We start from the raw sequence: 22,655 nt of genomic DNA, 5'->3' as shown, positions 1-22,655 counted from the left end.
TTCAACTTGGTGCATCTTCTGCATTCCACAGTAGATACAACGTGAGCATTCGAATCTGGGCGTCGCTCAGACGTCCTTCCCACGCAGGCATTACACCTTGCCGACCGTGATAAATGCTATGGTAAATCTCATCCCGGTCGCCTCCATAGATCCAGCGTTCATCACCCAGATCGGGCGCGCCGATTTCATAGCCCCCGCGCCCGTCACCGCCATGACAGGCCGCGCAGTTTTCTTCGAAGATCAATCTACCGGCGCCAGCCGCCGTCGCATCATGCTGCTTTCCAGAGAGGGCCAAGACAAACTCTGTAACCTCTTCAACCTGCTGCTTTTCGATCATGCCGTCTGCGCCAAACGCCAGCATCTGTGCAATCCGTGTATCGTCATGCTGCGCATTGATCCCATAGCGTATGGTCGCCTCAACCTCTTCCGGTGCGCCTGACCACAGCCAATGTCCGTCTACCAGATCGGGAAAACCAGGCTGCCCTTTCAGATCATTCCGGTGACAAGCGGCACAATTGTCAGCGTAAAGCTTGGAAATCGACGCGCTATACCTTGCCTCCAGTGTTGGGTCTGCGGCCAGTTCTTCGAGATCCTGTGACGCAAAAGGCGCAAATGTCATTTCACGATCAGCATTCGCTTGCTGAAGTTCTGCAACAACCTCTGATCGGGATGAATACCCCAACAGCCCTTTTGCATAGTCGCGCGCACCTGGGAAGGATGGGTAGAACACCCAAAACAGTGCTGCGATGATGATACTGATCCACAAAGCCCATCGGGCCGCCCAGGGAACAGGTGTGTCCAACTCTTTGATACCGTCCCACTCGTGGCCGGTCAGATCAGTACCGGAAATCGGATCCTTTTCCTTTAGCGCCACGGCTGATCCTCCTGATGGTCCAGCGGAGATTGCGCAGCGTCATCGTAGACTTTTCGCCGTGAGGGCCAGTAGGTCCAGACAACTGCGGCAAGAAAGACGACCAGCAGGTAGATTGCACCCCAGGTCTTGGAGAAAACGAGAACCGTATCATGTGTCATCGTTGAACCTCCTCAAGGTTTAACGAATCCAGATCGGCCAATGTGCCAAGAACCTGCAGATAGGCCACAAGGGCATCCATTTCCGTCAACTCACTCGGGTGCCCGTCGTAATCCCTGACCTGAACGTTTTCACCGTAACTTTCTTGCAGTTCACCTTCATAATATTGCTCGGCATCTGCTTGCCATGCAGCATCCTTTTCCGCATTTTCGATCTGAGCATCTGTGTAAGGCACCCCGGCGCGGCTAAGGGCTCTTAAAGAGGCAGGCAGGTGGCCTGTTTCCAGCCGCGCGTCAGACAAAAACGCATAACCAGGCATGATCGAGCCTTCCACCAGCTCTCGCGGCGCTTCCAGATGCGCCACATGCCATGCGTCAGAGTATTTACCGCCAACTCGCGCCAAGTCCGGCCCTGTACGTTTCGAGCCCCATTGGAAAGGGTGGTCATACATGCTTTCGGCGGCCAGGCTGTAGTGCCCATATCGTTCGATGTCCGACCGTAGGGTGCGGATCATTTGACTGTGGCAGGCATAGCAGCCCTCGCGCACATAAATATCGCGCCCGGCTAGTTCCAGCGGAGTGTAGGGCCGCATGCCGTCGACTTCTTCCACCGTGTTTTCGATGGTGAACAAAGGGGCGATTTCAACAATGCCACCGATTGATGCAACCAGCAGGATGGCCATCGCAAAGCCAAGTGAATGGCGTTCAAGCTTTTGGTGTTGTGTACTCATGGGCTGCTACTCCGCCGGCTGGACCAAAGGTCCGGATTGCCTGGTCTCGGCTTGCCGCGGCCCACTGACCGTCATGTAGATGTTGTATGCACCGATGCACGCTCCGATCAGATACAGCAGCCCCCCGATCGCACGGGCGACATAGTAAGGATGCATTGCGATCACACTGTCGAGGAAGGAATAAAGAAACGCACCATCCGCATCATAGGTCTGCCACATCAGCGATTGTGTGATGCCACTGTTCCACATTGCGCCGACGTAAATCAGCGTCCCGCTCAGGGCGAGCCAGAAGTGCCATGCCTCCAGCCGCAATGAATACACGCCATCTCGTTTCCAAATCCAGGGCACCATTTTATACATGGCACCAAAGGTGATGAAGGCGACCCAGCCCAACGCGCCGGCATGTACGTGGCCGACGGTCCAATCCGTGTAGTGGCTCAGCGAATTGACCGGACGGATCGCCATGAACGACCCTTCGAATGTCGACAGTCCGTAGAACAGAATCGCGACCATCATAAACCGGACCGCCGGATCCGTCCGGACCTTATCCCAAGCCCCGTTGATCGTAAGGATTCCGTTGAACACAGAGGCCCAGCTGGGGACCAGCAGGATGATCGACATGGTCATACCAAGGTACTGAACCCAGTCCGGTAGTGCCGTGTAGTGAAGGTGATGTGAGCCAGCCCAGAGATACAGGAAGGTGATCCCCCAGAAGCCAACAATTGACATTCGGTAAGAGTAGATTGGCCGGTTCACAGCTTTGGGCAAGAAGTAATACAGCATCCCTAGGAACCCGGCGGTCAGCAGGAAGCCAACAGCATTGTGCCCATACCACCATTGCGTCATTGCATCCTGTGTGCCGGAAAACAGCGAGTAACTTTTGGGATAAGCGATGGAAACCGGAACCGAGAGGTTGTTCACCGTATGCAGCATCGCGATGACGACGATAAAGGCCAGGTAGTACCAGTTAGCCACATAGATATGCGGTTCGGCCCGGCGAGAGAGCGTCTTTAGGTACAGACCTAGATAACCAACCCAGACGATCAGCAAAACCAGATCCATATACCATTCCGGTTCGGCATATTCCTTGGATTGGGTGATCCCCAAGGGGTAGCCGGTCGCCGCAAGGACCATGAACAGATTGTACCCCCAGAACACCATCCAGGGCAGCGATTCACTGGCCAATCTGGCGCGCGAGGTACGTTGGACCACATAAAACGACGTCGCGATTAACGCGTTGCCGCCAAAACCAAAAATCACGGCAGATGTATGAACCGGGCGCAAACGGCCGAAGTTCGACCAGAACATATCGCCGTTCAGTGCTGGAAACGCCAACTGCCAGGCGAGGATATCGCCAACCGTGAACCCTATGATTGCCCAAATCAGCGCGGCGATGACACCAAACCGAATGACCTTGTCATTGTATTCTAAAGGGATGTCCTTTGGGGCCTCGCTCAAACGGTTGATCATCCACATCAACCCCCAACCAGCGGCTATTGCGATCAACCAACCATGCAGCACGTAGGCGGTAGGAACCCCCCAGCCAAGTATGGCTACGCCACCGACAAAGATCAAAGCAAGGGCACACAGGACGGCAGCATCCTCAAGAAAACTCTCACGCTGCATCGGGTGCCTCCTGCCGGTGGAAGCGTACTTCAAACTCGACTTCGCCAATCGGATTCACCGAATGAGTTTCCTGTGGTGCGAACACAGCAGTATCCCCTGCGCCCAGAACTAGGTCATCCTTGTCATCCCGGCACAGTAGAAGCTGCCCATGTTGCACAGCCAATTGACCCCAGACATCCGCTTTGGTGCTGTGATCTTTGCGCAGCTTTTCTGGCAATGTCTCATGCGTAAACCGCGAGGTCGCATAGTGCACCACGCCTTTTGGAAGCGCTTCGGTCATTTATGCATCTCCATGAAAAAGCTCGACATAAGCATGCCAGGTCGCGTACCCGAGCAATGGGAACACCACGACCAAACCCAGTAGCCCGGACAGTATTCCAACCAAAGTCAAAAGAGTGATGATGGCTCCCCAGCACAAGCAAAGCTTGAAGTTGTGAGTGGTGGCGTTAAAGCTGAGCCCCATAGCCGAGAAGCCATCGATCTGGCGGTCGATCAGCATTGGCAATGAAAACGCTGACACCGCAAACCCTAATGCCGCAAACAGCCCGCCAACGATTGATCCTGCGATCAACAGCGCCCATCCTGATGACGTAGTAATCAGCAAAAGCAGCGTATCTGCGAAGCTTGAGAATGGGCGCAGCCCGTAGACTATGGCGAACATAACTGTGGCCGCGCGAATCCAGATGAGAGCAAAAACCATCAGTATGACGCCCACCAACGTAATCTGACCCGTGGCCGCTCTGAGCCCTGTTTTACCGCTTGCTACGGAATAAAGACCAATCGTTGCAAGTGGTCCGACCAAAACGCCGCCAGCTAGCAAAGGCAACAAAACCCAACCAAGATCGTTGAGCATCAGGGCCGCAACGCAAATCCACCCCAGAACTACGAGTGAACCACCGTAAAGCAAGGAATATCCCGGGTTGCGTTTCACGTCGCCCCAGCCCGCCTGCAGCCAACGTTTGACAACGCGTGCCGGAGGATCAGAGATGACCTGAGCTTTGGTATAGACAGAGACCGTCATGACAACACCGGCGGAGCGTCAGCCTCTCGACGAAAGTTCTCAATTCCGAATGACAAGCCCTTACCGATCCTCCTGGCCAAATGTGAGAACGCTTCGGCGGTTGCAGGTTTAAGGGCTTTTTTTGCGGTGTCTTCGAACAGGTCGAGCCACAGGCGAAAATGTTCTGGCAGGATTTCAGAGTTCGCCAGGTGAACCTGCATCGGGTTACCCGAATAGCCTGTCTCTCGTAGAATGGCGCCGCGCCAAAAGGCTGCGATCTTTTCTTCGTGTTCCGGCCAATCTTCGATTGCCCTGTCAAATACCGGCCCCAGATCAGGATGCACTCTGATGTGCGCATAGAACCGGTTGACCAAAGTCGCGATTTCATCCGCTGTGATGTCAAACATATGTGGCCGAATTGGCATGGTACGAGTCATCGGATCTACCTTAACGATACGCCTCACTATCTGCGCACGGTAATAGGTATTGTCAATACCTATTATAGTGTGAATGGTACGACCTACATCAAGGGGAAAGGCGCGTGGGTCTATCTTTACCCAGCCGTCGACAACCACGGCAAAACGCTCGACGGAATAGAAGTGGTTCACATAATCCGCAAAGGACAAATCACGCCCGGTGTCTGTCCGTTTCGGCAATTTAAGGAGCTGTCGGCTTAGTCCGCCGGTGCAAAGATATCACTGTGGCAAGTTAAAACTTCGCAACAGATCCCGTCCGGTTTATTGCGCCGATGATAACCTGATTTGCCGACGGAAGCCGGCAGGTGAGAGGCCGATTTCCCTCTTGAAAACGCGTGCAAAAGCAGAATCCGATGCGTATCCAGCGCGTTCTGCCGCATCCGAAACAGAACTTGATGGGTCAGTAAGACAGCGTTTGGCGATCTCCAGCCGCCAAGCTGTTACGTATTGCATTGGCGACATCGCCATCTTTTTCTGAAACTGAACGGCAAAGTTTGTTCGTGACATGCCTGCAATGCGCGCCATTGTTTCTATCGTCCAGGATGCGCTTGGATCCTTGTGAAACGCGTCAAGAGCCCGAGCCAGATGGTGATCAGAGAATCCGTTCAAGCCCCACCTCGAGGATTCGTCACTTTCCACAAACGAACGTATGGCCTGCGCAAGTATGGCTTCTGACATCTTCAAAGCAATGAGATCGCCACCGAGGCGAAGACCCCCGGCCTCATCTCCGATCATGCGCAGTGTCGCCTCCATCCATTTTCCAGCGGATTCCCCGTAATTCCTGAGGTGAATGATCGGTGGAAGGCGTTCCAACAGTATATGTTTTGCATGAGGGTCGAATGAAAAATGGCCGCAGATAAGTTGCGTGTCACGTTCATCGCCGTCGCCGCCGTAAACCAGAACCCCAGTCCCAGTGTATCCCGACCGTTCGATGACCGTGTCCAGCGGCAAAACTGCATTTCTTGTTTCAGCCGCGCAGTACAACTTGTGTGACGCGCCATGCGGAACAATCAACAGATCGCCCTGCTCCAGCGCCACCACTTTTTCATATCCTTCAACTTCGATCAGGCAATTGCCCCTATGAGCAAAATGAAATCGGGCGACGTTTTTGAACTTGGGAACTTCAATCCCCCAAGGGGTGGTCAACGAAGTTCGAAAATAGAGCGCGCCTTGAACAGACAGTTTCGTAAGAATATCGCTAAGCAAATCAAGCATGCATTTTCATGGCAGTATTTGGCGATTTTGTACAGCAGCTTGAACGATCTGCACAGAAAATCGAACGTTCCCGCATATATCTCACTTCCCGGTTCGGATTACTCCTATTGCCATCGTAACACTCAGTGGAGTCTCCAAAATGAAGAAACTGATTTCCGCATTTGCTGTGGCACTTTCCATGACTGGCGCTCAAGCCTCTGCGCAGGACGTCGCCGAGATGAGCGATCTCGAATACGCTCACATTGCCTATACGGCCGATAACATCGACATTCGGTATGCCTATCTGGCGCTGGCTTTGTCGTCGAACCCCGACATCCATGAATTCGCAAACACGATGATCCGCGACCATACTGCCGTGAACGAAGCGGCCTTGGGCCTGCTCGAAAAACTGGGCGTGTCAGCGCAGGACAATGCGTTCAGCCAAACGCTGAATGCCAATGCCGAAGAGATCATCGATGGCTTCGTCAAGCTGCGTGGAGCAGAGTTTGATGCCGCTTATGCAGCCAATGAATTGGCCTATCACCAGGCGGTGAATGATCTGGTGGAGAACACAATGATCCCCAATATCGACAATGCCGAGGTGAAGGCTCTGTTCGAGCAGGGACTTGAGATCTTTAAAGCCCATGAAGGCCACGCCGAAATGATGGTCGAGGCACTGCAGTGATGGGAAAAGCCCATTCACGCCGTCGCGTAATGGTTGGAGCGGTCGCATCGGCGGCCGTTCTCGCTTTAACCCGAACGCGGGCCCTGGCGGCAGAACCAGTAGTCCACGAAGTCAGCATCAAAGCATTCGCATTCACGCCAAAGCTTCTGAACGTGTCTGTTGGTGATACCATTCAATGGACCAATGAAGATCTGGCGCCACATACGGCCACGGCAGATGAGTTCGGATGGGACACTGGGGAGATCCCAAACGGTGTCAGCGCCAAAGTTGAGGTTACTAAAGGTATGGAAACAAAATATTTCTGTGCGTTTCATCCACATATGAAGGGAACAATAGTGATCATGTGATTTGACTCATTGGATCGACTGAACGAAAGCGGACTATGATGCAGGGCGCAGCATATGGAGCTTTGGGCTTCGCGCCTTCCAGCTTCTGTTGGGGCACACAAAGATGGACAGCACGGTCAGGTATCTTGGTGTTGAACTTGAAGATGTCCTGGCTATTGCTGAAGCCATTGAAATACAATATCTCTGGGCCGCTCTCGCAGGCAGCCCGATGCGGACCGTCATCGCAACTTCAAGTGCTGCGATGCAGTGTTCTCAAAATCCGGCGATGGTCACGAGCAATATGCGACTTCACTGCACGGAAGTGAATGAGTGCTTTTATTGGCATATTCTTTCGACAGAAACTCGGGTGACTCGAAGAAAGTGGATTTCTGTCTGGCAAACACTGTTTTGTGTTCTGACACCCTATCCACTAGGGATGGTGTTGCATTTAGCAGGAAGCGAGCCGACCTATGCATAACATCATTGCACGAAGAAACTTCGCCGTTGCGGTAGCCGAAGAGGCGGGCGCGCTTGCACTAGAGTATTTTGCTTCCAGAGACACCTTGGTCATTGATCAAAAAGGCGCACAAGACTGGGTCAGCGAGGCGGATCGCAACGTCGAAACCTTCATTCGTCAAAAGATTATGAACTCCTTTCCTGATGATGGGATTTATGGCGAAGAACACGCGGAAAAAGCTGGCTCCAGCGGTTTTGACTGGGTGATCGATCCGATTGATGGGACAACGAACTTCGTCAATGGCATTCCGGCCTGGACGATTGTCTTAGCGGGCGTCTCAGACAGTCAGACGCAGGTCGGCGTAATTTTCGAGCCAAACGTTGGTGAAACTTACGTGGCGGTCCGAGGCGAAGGTGCCACTTTGAATGGACACGCCATGCAGGTTGCCTCAAGCGTGGAACTTGCAAGTGGGACCGTCTCAATTGGCTATTCGAACCGGGTCGAAGCATCAAAGGTCATTCCGGTGATTGCGGCCCTTATCGAACGTGGCGCTCTCTATCATCGCAATGCAAGCGGTGCGCTTTCGCTGGCCTATGTCGCGGCGGGACGTCTATTGGGGTACATTGAAGAGCACATGAACGCCTGGGATTGCCTCGCCGGTCAGTTGATGATTGCCGAAGCAGGTGGCGAGATCGAGGATCAAGACGCCGACGGGATGATCCGGGACGGTGGTCGCGTGATCGCTGGTACACCGGCCGTGTTCGAGACCTTGAAAATGATCTGCGACGACGCTTGGAACGAATGACGTCGTTCAGGCAATCGGGCTCGACCCGAATTCAGGTTGAAGAGTTTTAATATCCGCACGCCAGAAGTGGCCCAGACCAGGTTGAACAATCCGACGATCGATTTTCTGCCCTGCAAGATGGCACCAAAGCAGTGTTCCGACCGCGCCTTGGGTTACAATGGCCAAGTCTTTTCCGTCTTGGTTTATGACGATTGACAAGACTGTTCGAACGATACGCAGTTGCGCGGCATGGGCTGTTTCCCAATTGCAGAAGCTGGACATAGGTGCCTTGAAAAAGGTGTCAGCGGCGGACCTTGAATATCGAGGGAGGAAGGAACCCGGTAGTGTTTCGGTCGTTCTCCCTCAATCCAGGCTCGGAATTCGCGACCAGCCCCAAAGGCTTTGCAAGGATAGCGTCTGTATCGGACGCTTTTCGCTCGGTACTGGACCAGATATCTGTCACGCTAGACATGGTCTTACTTTGTGAAAATGTGTCGGCTCGGGCGCGGCCAATTTCACTCAAACCCCATTCGGTGACCGGTGTCTCTGGCTCAAGGACGACCTCCGGTTGAGAGACGACTAAAAGTTTACCCACGTCACCCTTCCGGCAACAGAACGGGGCCACGTTCGGCAAAAGACATTTTGACTTCCGAGCCGATTTCCAGTGGCTCGTCCACGTCGTCCTGCACAGCAAATACCTGCCCGAAGGCACCGGCCAGAGTGTACTCCATCCGCACGCCAACATAGGTCGCCTTGGCAACCTTGGCCGGGATGCCGGTATCAGATCCAATCAATATCCGTGACGGGCGCACGGCCAGCGTTGCGGGACCAGGCGTTAGGCCACGAGAAGGGAGCGTGTGTTGATAGCCCTCGATTTCGATCGTGGCTAAATCGCCTTTAACGGAAAGAATAGTGCAACTGATCAGGTTAGCCTCACCAATGAAATCGGCCACGAACCGGTCAACCGGCGCATCATATAGTTTACGCGGCGTGCCGATCTGTGCGATGGCAGCGTTGCGCATGACGACAATCTCATCTGAAACGGCAAGGGCTTCTTCCTGATCGTGAGTCACATAGACGACGGTCAAACCGAGATCTTGCTGAATGGCGCGGATATCTTCGCGCACCTGGCGGCGCAGTTTTGCATCGAGGTTTGAGAGAGGTTCGTCAAAGAGCAAAACCTGTGGCTCCAAAACCAATGCACGAGCGACAGCAACACGCTGTTGCTGCCCGCCGGAAAGTTCGCTTGGCAAACGATTGTCGAAGCCCTTCAGGCCAACCAAGTCTAACCCATGCAGCGCCCGCGATCGGGACTCGCGCTTGTCGAAGCCGGAAAAGGTCAACCCATACATGACGTTTTCTAGCACGCTCATATGAGGAAAAAGCGCGTAGGATTGGAATACCATCGACACGTCGCGGTCGGTAGCGGGTAATTTGGTCACGTCTCGGTCGCCTATCAGAATTCGGCCCGAGGTTGCCATTTCCAGACCTGCGATCATGCGCAATGTCGTCGTTTTACCGCAGCCTGAGGGGCCTAAAAGCGTCACCAGTTTGCCCGCTTGGACGTGCAGATCGATGCTGTCGACGGCCACCACATCCTTGCCGAACACTTTCGAAACACCGTCGAAACGAACAGGCGCGGCCTTACTTGCTATAGTCGTTTCGGTCATGTCGTTTTCTCTGCTCCAAGTTGTGTACGTCGCCCAATCTGAACACGGCCTACGAGGATTTGTAACATCCCGACTGCCGCCAACATCACGAAGATCAGCGTTGTGGAGTATGCGATTGCAAGACCGTAATCGTTGTTCTCGACCCGACCGATAATGTAGCTGGTGGCCATGTCATACTCGGCAGAAACGAGGAATATTACCGCCGAAATTGCCGTCATTGCCCGGACAAAGCTGTAGACCAGCGCAGCCAGAATGGCCGGCCGCAAAAGCGGGAGGATCACACGCCTGAAAGTCTGCCAGGAATTTGCACCGAGCGTCAGCGAAGACTCGTCAAGCGACTTGTCTAATTGTGACATAGACGCAATACCCGCACGAACCCCAACCGGCATATTGCGGAAGATAAAGCTGACCACAAGGATAACGCCCGTGCCAGTGATCTCGATCGGCGGCACGTTGAATGCCAGGATATAGCTGACGCCAATAACCGTGCCGGGAATAGCGAAAGAGAGCATCGTGCCAAACTCAAACGCATTCTTTCCCGAAAAACTTTGCCGTGTCAGCAGATAGGCAGTGACCAACCCCACGGCGGCCGTCAACGGTGCGGCAATGGCAGCAATGGTGATTGTGGTCCAGAAACTGTCCCAGGCGGCTCCGGTCCAGCGAATACCTTCTTCTTCGAAGCGAACCGAAAAGGCTGTGACGTAGTGCTTGAACGTCAGCGAGTTATCGACGCCCCACAGTTCGACGATACTTCCATAGATGATCATCCCGTAAACCACGGCAGTGAAAACTGCCCAGGCAATTGCAATGCCCAGAACCGGTATGGCAAGGCCGCGCGGCATCAAGGGATGCACACCCGCGTCGCCCTTGCCGGAAACGGTGGTATAACTCTTTTTCCCCAGCCACGCGCGCTGCGCATAGAAGGCGGAAAGTGTGAAGAACAAGAGCACCATGGCCAGAACAGCAGCACGGCCCTGATCGTATTGCGCTCCGACGATGGCGAAGAAAATCTCGGTCGACAGCACATCGAAATTCCCGCCCAAAACAAGCGGGTTGCCAAAATCGGCCATGGATTCGATGAACCCAAGCAGGAAGGCATTGGCCAGGCCGGGACGCATCAGAGGCAGGGACACGGTTTTGAATGTTTGCCAACGATTGGCTCGAAGGGTTTGGGCGGCCTCTTCCATCGAAGGTGACACCCCTTCGACCACCCCGATCAAAACCAGAAAGGCGATCGGCGTAAATGCCAGAGTCTGAGCGATCAGCACCCCGGGCATGCCATAAAGCCAGCGCGTAGGCTGCACACCAAATATCTCAGCAACAAATTTGGTGACCGAACCGGAAAGCCCAAACAGCAGGATCAGTGCAAGACCAATCACGAAGGGCGGTGTGATAATCGGCAAAACTGTCAACGCGCGCATCCCGCGTTTAAAACGAAAACCTGACCGTGTGACGACAAGTGCAAAACATAGTCCAAGTGCCGTCGTGATGAAGCCCACAAGAACTGCAAGAAACAGAGAGTTCCACGCGGCGCCGCATTTGGCACCGGCAAAACAACCCAAGCCCCAAAGTCGGTCATCAAAGAACTTCGAGGCAAAAACGGAAACTGAATAGGCACCATCTTCGGTAACGAAGGCGGCAAACAACATTTTCGCAATTGGAAAGAAGACGAAAACTGTAACAATGGTGATTACGCCGCCAATTGCACTGACGACGAAAACGTCGCCGTTGATGGCACCGCGCGCCGCAATACCCTGAGTTAAAAGGAACAGGAAAGCTGTGGCGCAGATCATCGCGCCGTATCCCATGCCGAACTGGCGGATCTTCGGTTCTACGAACAGCGCCTTCATCCAGTCGAAATTGAATCCGCGAATGCCAATTGAGAACCCTTGCGCAATCAGCCAGCCAAAACCCAAGGCACCAGCCAAAATCAGGATACGTGCGTATTGTGGATCGGACTTCGGTTTGCCGAGTATCAACAAAGGCAAGGTAAGCGGGACCAAAAGCGGCGTAAGCCACAGCTTTTCGCCCTGTCCGATCAGGAAAACGGCGGGCGCATAATCTTCATCGAACGGATATCCATCGACCAGCCATACGAATGACCAAATGCCATCCTCCACCATGAACCATGGCAGTAGGCAGAAACCTACCCACCCGGCAACAATCCAGAAGATCAGAACCGGGTGGTTCGTTTTTGGTGTGGTGTCAGTCACTTACTGTGGCAGTACTGAGACCTCTTCGTCCCATTTCTGCAAGAGACGCTTGCGTTCGTCAGACGAGCCGTACTTTTTGAAGTCATAGTCAATAAGCTTGATCTGGCTCATGTCAGGTGCGCTTTCAGAGGTCTCCGAATTTTTGTTGGACGGAACCTGGAAGGCGTTAACCTCAAGCGCAAGGTTCTGGGCCTCGGGGCTGAGGGCCCAGTCATAGAACTTTTTGGCTTCTTCTTCATTTCGAGCGCCATCAATGATCGACATCGAGCCGATTTCATAGCCTGTGCCCTCGCATGGGGCCACGACCTTGACCGGAAAACCTGATACGGCCTGCTTGACCGCATCATGCATAAAGACGATGCCGATGGTGTTCTCACCCCGGCCGGCGGCCTTGATTGGGGCCGAACCCGACTTGGTGTATTGGTTGATGTTCGAGTGCAGGCCCTTCATGAACTCAAAGCCGTCGTCTTCGCCAAATATCTGAACCATCGAGGCAAGCGTCGTATAAGCGGTGCCCGAGGAATTCGGGTTCGCCATTTGCACGTGCCCTTTATATTCGGGCTTCAGCAAGTCTTTCCAACATGCGGGCTCGGGCAAGCTGTTCGCGGCCAAGAGGTCGGAGTTGTAGCCGTAGCCGAGTGCGCCTGAATAAATTCCGATGGTTTTGTTACCTGCACTTTCAGCCTGCGAGATCGCCCAGTCGTGAAGCTGGTCACGCATCGGCGACACGTACTCCATCGTCAAGCCTTCTTCGGCGGCTTGCAAATGGGGATCACCGGTACCGCCCCACCATACATCGCCTTTAGGGTTAGAACTTTCCGCGCGAATTTGTGCAAACGTCTCGCCCGAGGACTTGCGGGTCATATTGACGTCGATACCGGTGGCATCCTCGAAACTGCGCGCCATGAGTTGACACCAATCTTCCTGTGCCGAGCAGTAAAACGTCAGCTTTTCAGCTTGGGCCGCAGTTAGCGAAGCCGCAAATGCTATCAGCGATCCCGCCAGCGTCGTCGTCAGATTTTTCAATTTCTTTCCTCCCCTATGTGTCGTGCCGAAATTCCCAGCGCGATACTCGTCAATTCGTCGTTAGTGGCGGTCGCTCTAAGTCGCTAGTTGATCTAATTGCGTTGGCCAGATCAACATCCGACCAGCCTCCCAATGACAGAAGCAATCTCAACACTGTACTGTTGGTTCTGCAAGAAAATTCAACGAGCATTGGTTTTTTGCACCGGTGGGTTTTGAATCGCCAAGCCTGTTTACAGCACCAAGTTTGAGTATCGGGAGCGTATTTTGATGCCGCATTGTTTAGGCAGCCCATTGCTGAGGCGGCCGCTTCCTCCAGCGTAGAGCAAGCATCGTATTTCGAACTTAAGATCTGCTTTTCGTCTGCAAACTAGGTCTCTGTGCGAGTGCTGCGAACTTCTGCTTTCCTGAAAGTTTTTCGATGCGGGCCGAGGTACAGCTTTGCCTTCGCCGCAACTGATGAAAAATGCTCGAAGCGCAGCTCAGGCTGAACAGCAAATACGCATAGCGTCGAGAATCGCGGCGTGCATATTGCGGCCTGCGATCGCGTCACCAATTCGGGCCAGATAGAACTGGCCATCTGGCTCGTCTTCCCTGAACGGGAATGAACCATTGATCAGCGCCTTGTGATCAACCTGCCCAAGGTTTCGCGAACTTGGCTTTAGATCGTGATAGAGCGCGTCCGTCGGGATTAGACCTTGCTCGACAACCACGTGGTCGACAAGACGCTTGGTGATATCACCGGTCAAGACATTGCGCAGGCTGGCGCACACCCGGTTTCCCTCTTGGCTTAGAGCACGGAGTTCGTGGAGGCAGGTAAAGGTCACCCCGTTGGCTGCCAGATCGCGCAAAGCAACGGCAGAGGTCGTTGGGCCAAGGTCATGCAGAATCGCCCGGTCGGGGGTCACAAGTTCGACGCTGTGGCCAGCGCCTGCCAACATGTCGGCAGTGACTGCCGCGGGATGGTCTCCAATCTCGTCGAACAATAGAACTTCGCCCGAGACACGCGCTTCTCCGGACAGAACCTCCCAACTGGAGAGCGCCAGATCGCCGCCCGGAATCGATACTGGCTCGGGCCATCCTCCGGTAGCAACAATGACTAATTCCGGGGCTTCTCTAAGCACGTCACCGGCCTCGACATAGGTATTCATGCGAAGATCAACACCAAGGGTGGCAACCTCGGAAATCAACCAATCGGCAACACCCCATATCTGCCTGCGTGTCCCGCCCTTGGCTGCCAAAACAAGCTGCCCCCCCAGCCGATCTGACGCCTCGAACAAAACCACATCGTGACCGCGCAAGGCACTGACCCGCGCTGCCTCCAGCCCGCCAGGTCCGCCGCCGACGACAACCACCTTCCTTCGGGTGCGGCTGGCAGGAATGACATGGGGTAAAGTTTGCTCCCGCCCGGTGGCGGCATTGTGTCCGCACACGGCGGGCTTGCCCTGATTGACCCGGTCCACGCAATACCCGAGGCCGACACAGGTACGGATACGATCCTCTTCCCCGCGTGCCAGTTTTGCCACCAAATAAGGATCAGCCATTTGGGCGCGCGTCATGCCGACCAGATCGACATGGCCGCCTGTAACCGCGTGGCGAGCCGTTGCAATGTCTGCGATGCCGCCTGCATGCAGGATCGGCAGGTTGACGGCTTCGCGAATGCGTCCGGCCACAGTAATATGCGGAGCGGCTGGCAGACCCATAGGGCGCACCCATTCAGCAAGGCCAAGGTCATCGTAGGGCGCCCCGACCAAGATGTTGAGCAGGTCGACATGGCCACTTTCTTCCAGCATCCGGGCGGCGGCAATGCAGTCCTCGGCGCTCAGCCCGCCCTCAATCAACTCATCGCCGGTGATGCGCATGGACAGTATGAACTTCGGACCGACCTCTGCGCGCACCGCATCCAATACCTGCAGGGTCAGGCGCATGCGGTTCTTCAACGTTCCACCAAAGGCATCGTCGCGTTGGTTGGTGAGCGGAGACAGAAACTGGCCCAGCAAATGCGAGTGGGACAGAAGCTCGATCCCATCGAACCCGCCCTGCTGACAACGTCGCGCCGCAGCGGCATAATCGCCGATCACTCGTTCAATGTCCTCTTGTTCCATTGCTTTGGGAAAGGCGCGGTGTGCGCGTTCGCGAACGCCGGACGGGGCAATAACCGGTAACCAATGCCCATCATCCCAAGCAGTGCGGCGTCCCATATGAGTGATTTGACACATGATAGCGGCCCCATGCAGGTGCACGCCATCCGTGAGCTTCCGAAACCAGGGAACGATACTGTCGTCGCCGGCATAAAGCTGGCCGAATACCGAGGGGCTGTCGGCAGCGATATTCGTCGATCCTCCGATCATTGTCAGGGCGACGCCACCCTTGGCCTTTTCTTCGTGATACAGCCTGTAACGGTCTCGCGGATGACCATCTTCGACGTAATTGGGCGCGTGAGAGGTGCTGACGATACGGTTGCGCAGCGTCAGGTGCTTGAGCTGAAACGGATCAAGTAGTTTCGCCATGATCAACTCCCTTCGGTAACGACACCGGTCTAAAAACAGCTCCGGGTCGGGCCCGTTTGACAGCTTCTGTGACTGACAACGTTCGCTGTCAAAGGTATGCTACTTGGGAAATACGGGGAGAGAGTTCACTTTTTCCGACACTGATCCACAAAATGACGACCACACCAAGAAATGTGGAACGCCACTGACCTTTGACTCAATTGACAGCCAAAACCTCAATGAGTCGGAGGATCACGTCATTCAATTCTAACCTAAACGTTGGGCATTTCTGACCCAGAAAGTATACGGTTAGAGTCTCAAATGAGCCCTAGCCATGGGGTCCAATCCTATTGAGACATGGCGTTAAGGATGAAAAGGGTAATACTCAAGGAGTTTCATGAACGCGTTGCTTAGCCGCCGAACCCCGCCGCCTCGGGAAGCCACGTGGATAAAGATGGGAATGCAAAGACGAGGATCAGGCCCAGCAGCATTAGCGCTGCATATGGCAAGGCGCCGCGAATGACCTCGTACAAAGGGGCTTTGGCAATGCCCTTGATGACGAAGAGATTCATCCCCACGGGAGGTGTGATCAGCGCAAGTTAGAGGTTGATCATTAGAAGGATGCCGTACCAAATTGGATCTATCCCCAATGCCAGCATGACAGGAAAAACGATTGGCGTCGTGATCAGGATGATCGAGATGGTCTCCAAAAACTGCCCAGCACCAGAATGAGCAGCATAACAGCTACGACAAACATGGCGGGGCTGAGGCCGATTGCCGTCACTTGTTCGACGATCTCTATGGGCAGACGAATAATGGTTACGGCGTGACCAAACAGCGCCGCAGCAGCCAGGATCATGAACAGCATCGCCGTTGTGCGTACAGTCTCAAACGCAGTCACCCAAAGGTCGTTCAGACCGAAATTGCGGTAAACAACTACGCTGATGAACAGCGCGTAAAGGCAGCCAATAGAAGCTGCTTCAGTGGCAGTAAATACTCCGAGGTAGATCCCGCCCAAAACCACCGGTGGCATCAACAAAGCCCAGATCGACTGTCTCATACGTGACCAAATAACGCCCATACCTGCAAATGGTTGAGAGACAACTGTGCCCCCAAACCCAGCGCTGACCATCGCCCAAACCGCGAATATGACAGCCATCATGATACCCGGCACCAACCCGGCTAGGAAAAGAGCTCCGATCGAGGCCTCGGTTACAATGGCATAGAGAATAAGAGGCCCAGAGGGAGGAATTAGAATCCCGAGCGTACCGCCCGCTGCAATCACACCGTAGGAATAGCTGAGGCTGTAGTTGAAGCGCTTCATCTACGGGATAGCGGTCGAGCCAATAGTTAAGTGCTGTGGCTACAGACGAACCGGAAATGGCTGCGAATATGGTGCAGGAGAGGATCGTGGCGACCCCAAGTCCACAACGCAAATGGCCGACCATTGCATTTGCTGCATCGTAAAGGTCCTTAATTTGCCCAATAGCAGCCATTGATCGTGTATGCAGAGAATGTCAGCGATGAACCCATTTTGTGAGTCCGGTTTTCATGCTGCGTGCGCTCGCGGCGTGGGAAATGCTGCGGTAGCGTAAAGTATGGTGCTGTCGGGCAGCGGGAAAAGCCGCCATTCATGCAGAGTGCAGCAAGGATCAGGAACTGAATTTACGCACTGCGGACAAAGCGGACTTCTGCCGATAGGTTACTATCGTCTTCTGATCACATACCGGTATCATCAAGCCCGGCAAAAGGTCTGATCTGTCCGGAGGAGCAGACGCTCGCTTAAATGCCGCGAATATTGGCATCGGACCCAGGTGAAATCAAAGTGCAACCGTGCATAACACCGCGCAGTTCGGCGAGGCCGCGCATTCTGCCTATGAGCGGGTAGCCGGGCTGGGAAGGACGAGTGAGATCGTTCAGCAAAGCGTGGCCATGGTCCGGGCGCATGGGAATCTCATAATCTGATCGCCCCTGATTGCGGCGCCGCGTTTCTTCGACCATCAAGGCGCGAATTGTTGCAACCATATCTGTGTCTCCTGCCAAATGTTCAGACTCGGAAAAACTATGGCGATTGCGGTCGCTTGAACCGTCCCGCACGGTATTGCGAAGATGTACAAAGTGGATCCGATGGCCGTGCTGAGCAATGAAGGATACTGGGTCGAAGTCTTCGGCAACACCCAATGACCCGGTGCATAGCGTTGCTCCGTTTGCCGGGCTGTCAACGGCATCCAACACGGTCGCGTAATCACTTTGCGACGACATGACCCGTGGAAGCCCAAGCAGTGGAAAAGGTGGGTCATCCGGATGGCAACAGAGCCGGACGCCGAGGCCTTCGGCCGTTGGAACAACCTCGGAAAGGAAATCAACCAGGTTGGAGCGGAGGGTTTCGGGCGTCATGCCAACATATGCGTCGAGGTTTCGTTTCACGTCCTCAAGAGACCAATTGTCGTTCGCCCCCGGCAAACCAGCGACGATATTGTTCGACAGTTTCAGGCGATCTCCATCACCCAGATCTGTAAACCGGGCCCGTGCGGCTTCTATGATCACCGCTGAATAATCTTGCTCCGCGCGTTGCCTGCATAGGATGAAACAATCGAACATGACAAAATCCAAGAGATCAAACCGCATTGCGTGCCCACCATGTGGCAGCGGATGGCTCAGGTCTGTGCGCGTCCAATCCAGCACTGGCATGAAGTTGTAGCAGACTGTGTGAATGCCACATTCGGCCAAATTACGTAGGCTTTCCTTGTACATTTCAAGGTGTTGCCTTACCGGGCCGGTTTGCGATTTGATCGCTTCGGACACCGGAACGCTTTCAACAACGTCCCAGGTCAATCCAGATGGAACGCCTCCGGGCTGCTCAATCTGTTGCTGCCGCTCTTTGATGTGCTCGACTGACCAAACCTCTCCTGTTGGAACATGGTGCAAGGCTGAGACGATGCCGGTTGCACCGGTTTGCCTGATTTCGCCAATGGAGATCGCATCAGAAGGACCAAACCAGCGCCAAGTCTGTTTCATGATCTTGCTACTCCTTGATCAAGACGTATCACTAACCCGTCTCATCCTTACCAAGATCTAAGTTAACCGGGACGAGTGCGCCTTTGTGACGGACGACATGGCCTGCCAGACGACACCCCTTGCGTATGCCTGTTGCCAAATCATCCTGCCTAACAACGCTTACCAAGACACCTGCATTGAAACTGTCCCCTGCCGCAGTGGTATCGACAATGCCCCTCGCTGGATCAACGCCTACCTCTCCACGTTGACCTGCTTTTTGAAAAACCACAGGCTGCGCGCTGTTCTTGACGACAATCTGATCGACACCAGCCTTTGCATACCGATCCAGCGTCGCAATTGAATCGCCGTCCCCGAACCATACGGCTTCGTCATCATAAGATGGCAGAACGATATCGGATTGCGCAGCAGCTTTCATAACTGTGTCTGTCATTTCCTGCGGCGTAGACCAAAGCTGTGGTCTTAGATTTGTATCAAAGGCAACAGTCGTTCCGGATGCACGTGCACGACGCAACGCATCGAACAGCATTTCGCGTGATTGTGGATCGAGAATAGCGAGGGTTATTCCAGAAAAGTAGATTAAGTCTGCGCCCTTAACTGCCCGCCCGAGTGCAATCTCGTCGACCGCAAGTTGCCTGGCGGCAGAGTCGCTGCGCCAGTATGAAAAACTGCGCTCACCATTGCTGAGATGGATGAGATATAGCCCAATCGTTTTGCCCGCAATGACTTGGACGTGCGTGTCGGATATCCTGCTGTCTTTCATGAACGCCCGCAGATCCTGCGAAATCGCATCATCTCCGACAGCCGTCAGATAGTTGACGTCGATATCTGCGGCGATTTGTGCAAGATACCATGCTGTATTGAAGGTATCGCCCGCAAAACCAAGCTTGAATTCACCAAACCGTTCAGATGGGGCAAGTTCTGCCATGCATTCGCCGATTGCTAGTACACGCATATCAGTTACAGAAAATCATCGCGGCGGGGCGTGAAACTGTCGACCAATGTCCCAGGTTCCAGGCATGTGCAGCCATGGGTTTGGCCGGGCGGGATGACAAAACTTTCACCGGGGCCAAACTCTTGTTCATGCTCACCCAACGTAAACCGAAATCGACCGCTTTCGACATAGGTCGCCTGCACATGCGGATGGCTGTGCAGGGCACCAATCGCCCCGGTCGCGTGAAACCGGAAGGCAACAACCATGAGGTCAGGATGATCAGATAGCACCTGCCGCGTGACATGTTCACCTGTAGAGACGATCGGGAAATTGGGCACAGGTTCTCTCCTTGCTTGTTAGGAAAACAGCATGCCACCGTTGAGATCAATGTTTGCGCCCGTGATGAAGGCACTGTCCTCGCAGGCCAGAAATAAAACGAGATTTGCAGCGTCATCGACATGACCCTGACGCTTTAGCGGTGCGTTGGCTTCAAAGCCGCGTCGACCAGCATCAGGTGTATGAACATTGTGAAAATCGGTATCGATCATGCCAGGACAAAGTGCATTCACACGAATGTCTGGGCCGACCTCTTTTGCCAAACCGCGTGTCATGGTCATGACCGCGCCCTTGGCTGTGGCATAGGCGACGGCACCCGGTCCACCACCATCGCGCCCGGCCTGACTGGCGAGATTGACGATAGTTCCAGACGTCATCCTGGACAGGCAAGCCTGCGTCATCAGGAATGTGCTGGTCAGATTCAGGCTCATCACAGCGTCCCAATGTTCAACAGACATTTCCGCAATGGTTTTGCGGGCGATCAGACCGCCTGCATTATTGACCAGAATATCGACGCCGCCAAAGGTTTCGACCGTCCGATACACAAGCGCGTCAACATCCGCCTTCTTGTTCAGGTCACCCTGCACGGCAATCGCCTTACCACCGTTGGCTTCGATTGCGGCAACAGCTTCATCCGCGCCGTTTGAGCTGGAAAAATAGTTGATCGCAACATTTGCGCCTTCAGAGGCGAGTTTGATCGCAACCGCGCGGCCAATATCACGGCCTCCTCCGGTTACAATGGCGGTTTTACCTGCAAGTTTCATGTCGGTCCTTCCTATTACAAAGCGCCAGCTTCGCTTGTGTCACGGGTTTCAGTTGGCGGCCCTCTCAGAGCGCTCACAGCGCAAGTTGAGACGCCATTATCGGAACGCCCCCGGCATAACTGCCTTTGGGAGCCACAGAATGATTTCGGGGAATGCCGCCAACAGAATGAGGATGACCAGCATTGGGGCAAGGATAAGCACGACCTCACGCAGGACTTGCACAACATTCAGGCCGCCAATTGCCGCTGAGATCAGCAGGCACAAGCCGTAGGGCGGCGTCACCAGCCCGAAGGCAAGCGAAACGATACCGATGATGGCAAATGCGATTGGATCGACGCCACCCGCCTGTGCCACCGGCATCAGAACCGTGCCAAGAATGATGATTGTCGGGATTGCATCGATGAACAGGCCAAAGAGAAGAAACAGAAGGGCAATCAAGATAGCCGTTCCAAATGCCCCGAACTCCCAAGCAGTCAGAACGCTGACAATCAGGCGCGGCGCATCGTAGAACGACAGTAGCCATCCGAATGCCGAGGCGGTGCCGATCGCAAACAGAGAGATGGCTGCAAATCGTGCGGTGTCATAGAGGATCGTACCCAAATCTCTGACAGTGACCGTCCGATAGACAAACATGCCCAAGATCAGCGCATAACCCGCCGCAATGATTGCACTTTCAGTTGGCGTGACAAGACCACCTACAATACCGCCAATCACAAAGACCGGTGTCAAAAGGGCCAGTGCGGCGCCTTTCCAAGCGGCCCAGAATTCACCCCAGTTCGGCGTCGCCGTCACCGGGTAATTGCGGGCTTTTGCGAAACCATAGACCGTAGCCATCAAGGCGAGGCCAATCATCAGGCCCGGAATCGCGCCGCCCAAAAACAATGCGCCGACAGAGACCTGCATGACACCGCCCCAAACGATCATCAAAATCGACGGCGGGATGATGACCCCCATCACCGAAGAGCAGGCCGTGATAGCAACGGCAAACCGCGTGTCGTACCCCTCTTTCTGCATGGCTGGGATCAGGATTTTTCCGATACCCGCCGCATCTGCTGTGGAAGATCCGGAGATACCAGCGAACAGCATCGACACAGCGACATTTACATGACCCAATCCGCCGGGCATCCAGCCGGTTAGCACACGGGCCAGTTCGATCAGCCGGTCGGTTACTTTGCCGGAATTCATCAGGTTGGCCGCCAGTAGAAAGAATGGAACGGCCAATAAGATGAAGGAGTTATAGGATTGGAACATCCGATCCAGCACGATGAACGGGGTCAGCCGCAGCTCAAGCAACACAACCGGGAGGGTCGCCAAACCCAATGCGAATGCCACTGGGATGCGGAGGAAAATCAGCACCAGAAAGCCAGCAATAAGCATCGTGGCGGCAGTTGCAGTATCGAGGATCATGTCTGGCTGCTCTCTCGGTTTAGATATTTCGCGATGGTTTCGGACAACCGGTAGCCTGACAGGAGAAACCAAAACCCTCCAGCAATCGGGACCGATACGTGCGTAATCGCAAGATTGGCGCGCATCATTACGGACCGCTGGTTGCCCCCAAATTCGGTGTATTCGATGCCGTAAAACAGGAAGAACGCCCCAAAAATCATGATGGCAACGTGTACAATGCCGTCCTGAAGCAAACGTGGCAGCGGTCTCATCGCATTCCGGGTGATCCGAACGTCGAAATGCGTGCCGTCCCAGACAGCAACAATCGACCCGATCATCACAATCCAGACGAACAGGAACGTCGCCAGCTCTTCGGTCCAAAGGTAAGTTGGGATCAAGCCGGTGTAGCGAGAAACAACTTGCATGGCGACCGGTATCGCCAATGCCCCCATCATCACACCAAGCAATATGCGAAGCCCAGCGCAGAACTTATCCAGATATTTTCCAAGCATGTTCC

The 22,655-nt window shown here is 54.3% G+C and carries 22 protein-coding genes and 3 pseudogenes; 4 read left to right on the top strand and 21 right to left on the bottom strand.

From position 1 onward, the window contains the following. Position 1: 1 nt before the first annotated feature. The 8 genes from ccoP to AC2FJ5_RS07300 form a co-directional block, all read right to left on the bottom strand. Positions 2-874, bottom strand: a complete 873-nt coding sequence (ccoP, locus tag AC2FJ5_RS07335; protein WP_496792925.1) for a cytochrome-c oxidase, cbb3-type subunit III — start codon at positions 872-874, stop codon at positions 2-4. Continuing rightward, complete coding sequence (locus AC2FJ5_RS07330) at positions 865-1,032, bottom strand: cbb3-type cytochrome c oxidase subunit 3 (protein ID WP_281973918.1); 168 nt, start codon at positions 1,030-1,032, stop codon at positions 865-867. Before AC2FJ5_RS07330 ends, ccoP begins: the two co-directional genes overlap by 10 nt. Continuing rightward, positions 1,029-1,760, bottom strand: a complete 732-nt coding sequence (ccoO, locus tag AC2FJ5_RS07325) for a cytochrome-c oxidase, cbb3-type subunit II (RefSeq protein WP_271949886.1) — start codon at positions 1,758-1,760, stop codon at positions 1,029-1,031. The genes AC2FJ5_RS07330 and ccoO overlap by 4 nt, the downstream gene beginning before the upstream one ends. Positions 1,761-1,766: 6 nt before the next feature. Next, positions 1,767-3,386, bottom strand: coding sequence for a cytochrome-c oxidase, cbb3-type subunit I (gene ccoN / locus AC2FJ5_RS07320; RefSeq protein WP_496789131.1), 1,620 nt, complete (start codon positions 3,384-3,386; stop codon positions 1,767-1,769). Further along, on the bottom strand, positions 3,376-3,666 hold the full coding sequence (locus AC2FJ5_RS07315; protein WP_496705629.1) for a TehB-like domain-containing protein: 291 nt from the start codon (positions 3,664-3,666) through the stop codon (positions 3,376-3,378). Before AC2FJ5_RS07315 ends, ccoN begins: the two co-directional genes overlap by 11 nt. Beyond that, positions 3,667-4,407, bottom strand: a complete 741-nt coding sequence (locus AC2FJ5_RS07310; RefSeq protein ID WP_496752082.1) for a DUF2189 domain-containing protein — start codon at positions 4,405-4,407, stop codon at positions 3,667-3,669. Then, positions 4,404-5,042 carry a group III truncated hemoglobin gene (locus AC2FJ5_RS07305; protein ID WP_496792924.1) on the bottom strand — a complete coding sequence of 213 codons (639 nt, stop codon included), beginning with the start codon at positions 5,040-5,042 and terminating at the stop codon, positions 4,404-4,406. The genes AC2FJ5_RS07310 and AC2FJ5_RS07305 overlap by 4 nt, the downstream gene beginning before the upstream one ends. A gap of 81 nt (positions 5,043-5,123) precedes the next feature. After that, positions 5,124-6,077, bottom strand: coding sequence for an AraC family transcriptional regulator (locus tag AC2FJ5_RS07300; protein ID WP_496792923.1), 954 nt, complete (start codon positions 6,075-6,077; stop codon positions 5,124-5,126). A gap of 139 nt (positions 6,078-6,216) precedes the next feature. On the opposite strand from AC2FJ5_RS07300, the gene AC2FJ5_RS07295 reads away from it, so the two are divergent. From AC2FJ5_RS07295 to AC2FJ5_RS07280, 4 genes and pseudogenes are all read left to right on the top strand, one after another. Then, on the top strand, positions 6,217-6,741 hold the full coding sequence (locus AC2FJ5_RS07295; protein ID WP_142637641.1) for a DUF4142 domain-containing protein: 525 nt from the start codon (positions 6,217-6,219) through the stop codon (positions 6,739-6,741). Positions 6,742-6,770: 29 nt separating this feature from the next. Next, positions 6,771-7,088, top strand: coding sequence for a cupredoxin domain-containing protein (locus AC2FJ5_RS07290; protein ID WP_496692019.1), 318 nt, complete (start codon positions 6,771-6,773; stop codon positions 7,086-7,088). Positions 7,089-7,155: 67 nt separating this feature from the next. Further along, positions 7,156-7,263, top strand: a pseudogene (locus tag AC2FJ5_RS07285) (integrase); the annotation flags it as partial. A 274-nt stretch (positions 7,264-7,537) separates the two neighbouring features. Further along, a complete protein-coding gene (locus AC2FJ5_RS07280; RefSeq protein WP_496701367.1) occupies positions 7,538-8,329 on the top strand; it encodes an inositol monophosphatase family protein in 792 nt (263 codons plus the stop codon). 280 nt (positions 8,330-8,609) lie between these two features. On the opposite strand, the gene AC2FJ5_RS07275 is transcribed toward AC2FJ5_RS07280, so the two are convergent. From AC2FJ5_RS07275 to AC2FJ5_RS07215, 13 genes and pseudogenes are all read right to left on the bottom strand, one after another. Continuing rightward, positions 8,610-8,780 (bottom strand): hypothetical protein, encoded by a 171-nt coding sequence (locus tag AC2FJ5_RS07275; RefSeq protein ID WP_496792921.1) that lies wholly within the window; start codon positions 8,778-8,780, stop codon positions 8,610-8,612. 124 nt (positions 8,781-8,904) lie between these two features. Further along, positions 8,905-9,978: an ABC transporter ATP-binding protein gene (locus AC2FJ5_RS07270; RefSeq protein ID WP_281973922.1), complete on the bottom strand. Its 1,074-nt coding sequence runs from the start codon at positions 9,976-9,978 to the stop codon at positions 8,905-8,907. After that, entirely contained in the window at positions 9,975-12,191 is a 2,217-nt protein-coding gene (locus tag AC2FJ5_RS07265; protein ID WP_496792920.1) for an ABC transporter permease, read from the bottom strand. The genes AC2FJ5_RS07270 and AC2FJ5_RS07265 overlap by 4 nt, the downstream gene beginning before the upstream one ends. Then, positions 12,192-13,217, bottom strand: a complete 1,026-nt coding sequence (locus AC2FJ5_RS07260) for an ABC transporter substrate-binding protein (protein ID WP_142637631.1) — start codon at positions 13,215-13,217, stop codon at positions 12,192-12,194. Between the two features lie 479 nt (positions 13,218-13,696). Continuing rightward, positions 13,697-15,724: an oxidoreductase gene (locus tag AC2FJ5_RS07255; RefSeq protein WP_496792919.1), complete on the bottom strand. Its 2,028-nt coding sequence runs from the start codon at positions 15,722-15,724 to the stop codon at positions 13,697-13,699. Between the two features lie 389 nt (positions 15,725-16,113). Continuing rightward, a pseudogene (locus AC2FJ5_RS07250) lies at positions 16,114-17,027 on the bottom strand (TRAP transporter large permease). A 40-nt stretch (positions 17,028-17,067) separates the two neighbouring features. Further along, positions 17,068-17,199, bottom strand: a pseudogene (locus AC2FJ5_RS07245) (TRAP transporter large permease subunit); the annotation flags it as partial. Between the two features lie 286 nt (positions 17,200-17,485). After that, positions 17,486-18,721: a mannonate dehydratase gene (gene uxuA / locus AC2FJ5_RS07240; protein ID WP_496792917.1), complete on the bottom strand. Its 1,236-nt coding sequence runs from the start codon at positions 18,719-18,721 to the stop codon at positions 17,486-17,488. Between the two features lie 31 nt (positions 18,722-18,752). Next, positions 18,753-19,673: a sugar kinase gene (locus AC2FJ5_RS07235; protein ID WP_271952738.1), complete on the bottom strand. Its 921-nt coding sequence runs from the start codon at positions 19,671-19,673 to the stop codon at positions 18,753-18,755. Positions 19,674-19,678: 5 nt separating this feature from the next. Then, a complete protein-coding gene (locus AC2FJ5_RS07230) occupies positions 19,679-19,990 on the bottom strand; it encodes a cupin domain-containing protein (RefSeq protein WP_142640366.1) in 312 nt (103 codons plus the stop codon). A gap of 18 nt (positions 19,991-20,008) precedes the next feature. Continuing rightward, positions 20,009-20,752 carry an SDR family NAD(P)-dependent oxidoreductase gene (locus AC2FJ5_RS07225; RefSeq protein WP_271952733.1) on the bottom strand — a complete coding sequence of 248 codons (744 nt, stop codon included), beginning with the start codon at positions 20,750-20,752 and terminating at the stop codon, positions 20,009-20,011. Between the two features lie 96 nt (positions 20,753-20,848). Next, on the bottom strand, positions 20,849-22,159 hold the full coding sequence (locus AC2FJ5_RS07220; protein ID WP_496792916.1) for a TRAP transporter large permease: 1,311 nt from the start codon (positions 22,157-22,159) through the stop codon (positions 20,849-20,851). Next, complete coding sequence (locus tag AC2FJ5_RS07215) at positions 22,156-22,650, bottom strand: TRAP transporter small permease (RefSeq protein ID WP_496792915.1); 495 nt, start codon at positions 22,648-22,650, stop codon at positions 22,156-22,158. The genes AC2FJ5_RS07220 and AC2FJ5_RS07215 overlap by 4 nt, the downstream gene beginning before the upstream one ends. Positions 22,651-22,655: the final 5 nt, after the last annotated feature.

The sequence above is a fragment of the Ruegeria sp. CDSA221 genome (genome assembly GCF_059611825.1).
The sequence above is the reverse complement of the archived record's forward strand: the minus strand, read 5'-3'. Positions and strand labels throughout refer to the sequence as shown.

Bases quoted from the DNA above. Each gene is read 5' to 3' on its own strand.
- AC2FJ5_RS07315 (WP_496705629.1), bottom strand. From the start codon at position 3,666: ATGACCGAAGCGCTTCCAAAAGGCGTGGTGCACTATGCGACCTCGCGG.
- AC2FJ5_RS07310 (WP_496752082.1), bottom strand. From the start codon at position 4,407: ATGACGGTCTCTGTCTATACCAAAGCTCAGGTCATCTCTGATCCTCCG.
- AC2FJ5_RS07280 (WP_496701367.1), top strand. From the start codon at position 7,538: ATGCATAACATCATTGCACGAAGAAACTTCGCCGTTGCGGTAGCCGAA.
- AC2FJ5_RS07300 (WP_496792923.1), bottom strand. From the start codon at position 6,077: ATGCTTGATTTGCTTAGCGATATTCTTACGAAACTGTCTGTTCAAGGC.
- ccoO (WP_271949886.1), bottom strand. From the start codon at position 1,760: ATGAGTACACAACACCAAAAGCTTGAACGCCATTCACTTGGCTTTGCG.
- uxuA (WP_496792917.1), bottom strand. From the start codon at position 18,721: ATGAAACAGACTTGGCGCTGGTTTGGTCCTTCTGATGCGATCTCCATT.
- AC2FJ5_RS07295 (WP_142637641.1), top strand. From the start codon at position 6,217: ATGAAGAAACTGATTTCCGCATTTGCTGTGGCACTTTCCATGACTGGC.
- ccoN (WP_496789131.1), bottom strand. From the start codon at position 3,386: ATGCAGCGTGAGAGTTTTCTTGAGGATGCTGCCGTCCTGTGTGCCCTT.
- AC2FJ5_RS07215 (WP_496792915.1), bottom strand. From the start codon at position 22,650: ATGCTTGGAAAATATCTGGATAAGTTCTGCGCTGGGCTTCGCATATTG.
- AC2FJ5_RS07220 (WP_496792916.1), bottom strand. From the start codon at position 22,159: ATGATCCTCGATACTGCAACTGCCGCCACGATGCTTATTGCTGGCTTT.
- AC2FJ5_RS07290 (WP_496692019.1), top strand. From the start codon at position 6,771: ATGGTTGGAGCGGTCGCATCGGCGGCCGTTCTCGCTTTAACCCGAACG.
- AC2FJ5_RS07225 (WP_271952733.1), bottom strand. From the start codon at position 20,752: ATGAAACTTGCAGGTAAAACCGCCATTGTAACCGGAGGAGGCCGTGAT.
- AC2FJ5_RS07330 (WP_281973918.1), bottom strand. From the start codon at position 1,032: ATGACACATGATACGGTTCTCGTTTTCTCCAAGACCTGGGGTGCAATC.
- AC2FJ5_RS07275 (WP_496792921.1), bottom strand. From the start codon at position 8,780: ATGTCTAGCGTGACAGATATCTGGTCCAGTACCGAGCGAAAAGCGTCC.
- AC2FJ5_RS07235 (WP_271952738.1), bottom strand. From the start codon at position 19,673: ATGCGTGTACTAGCAATCGGCGAATGCATGGCAGAACTTGCCCCATCT.
- AC2FJ5_RS07255 (WP_496792919.1), bottom strand. From the start codon at position 15,724: ATGGCGAAACTACTTGATCCGTTTCAGCTCAAGCACCTGACGCTGCGC.
- AC2FJ5_RS07270 (WP_281973922.1), bottom strand. From the start codon at position 9,978: ATGACCGAAACGACTATAGCAAGTAAGGCCGCGCCTGTTCGTTTCGAC.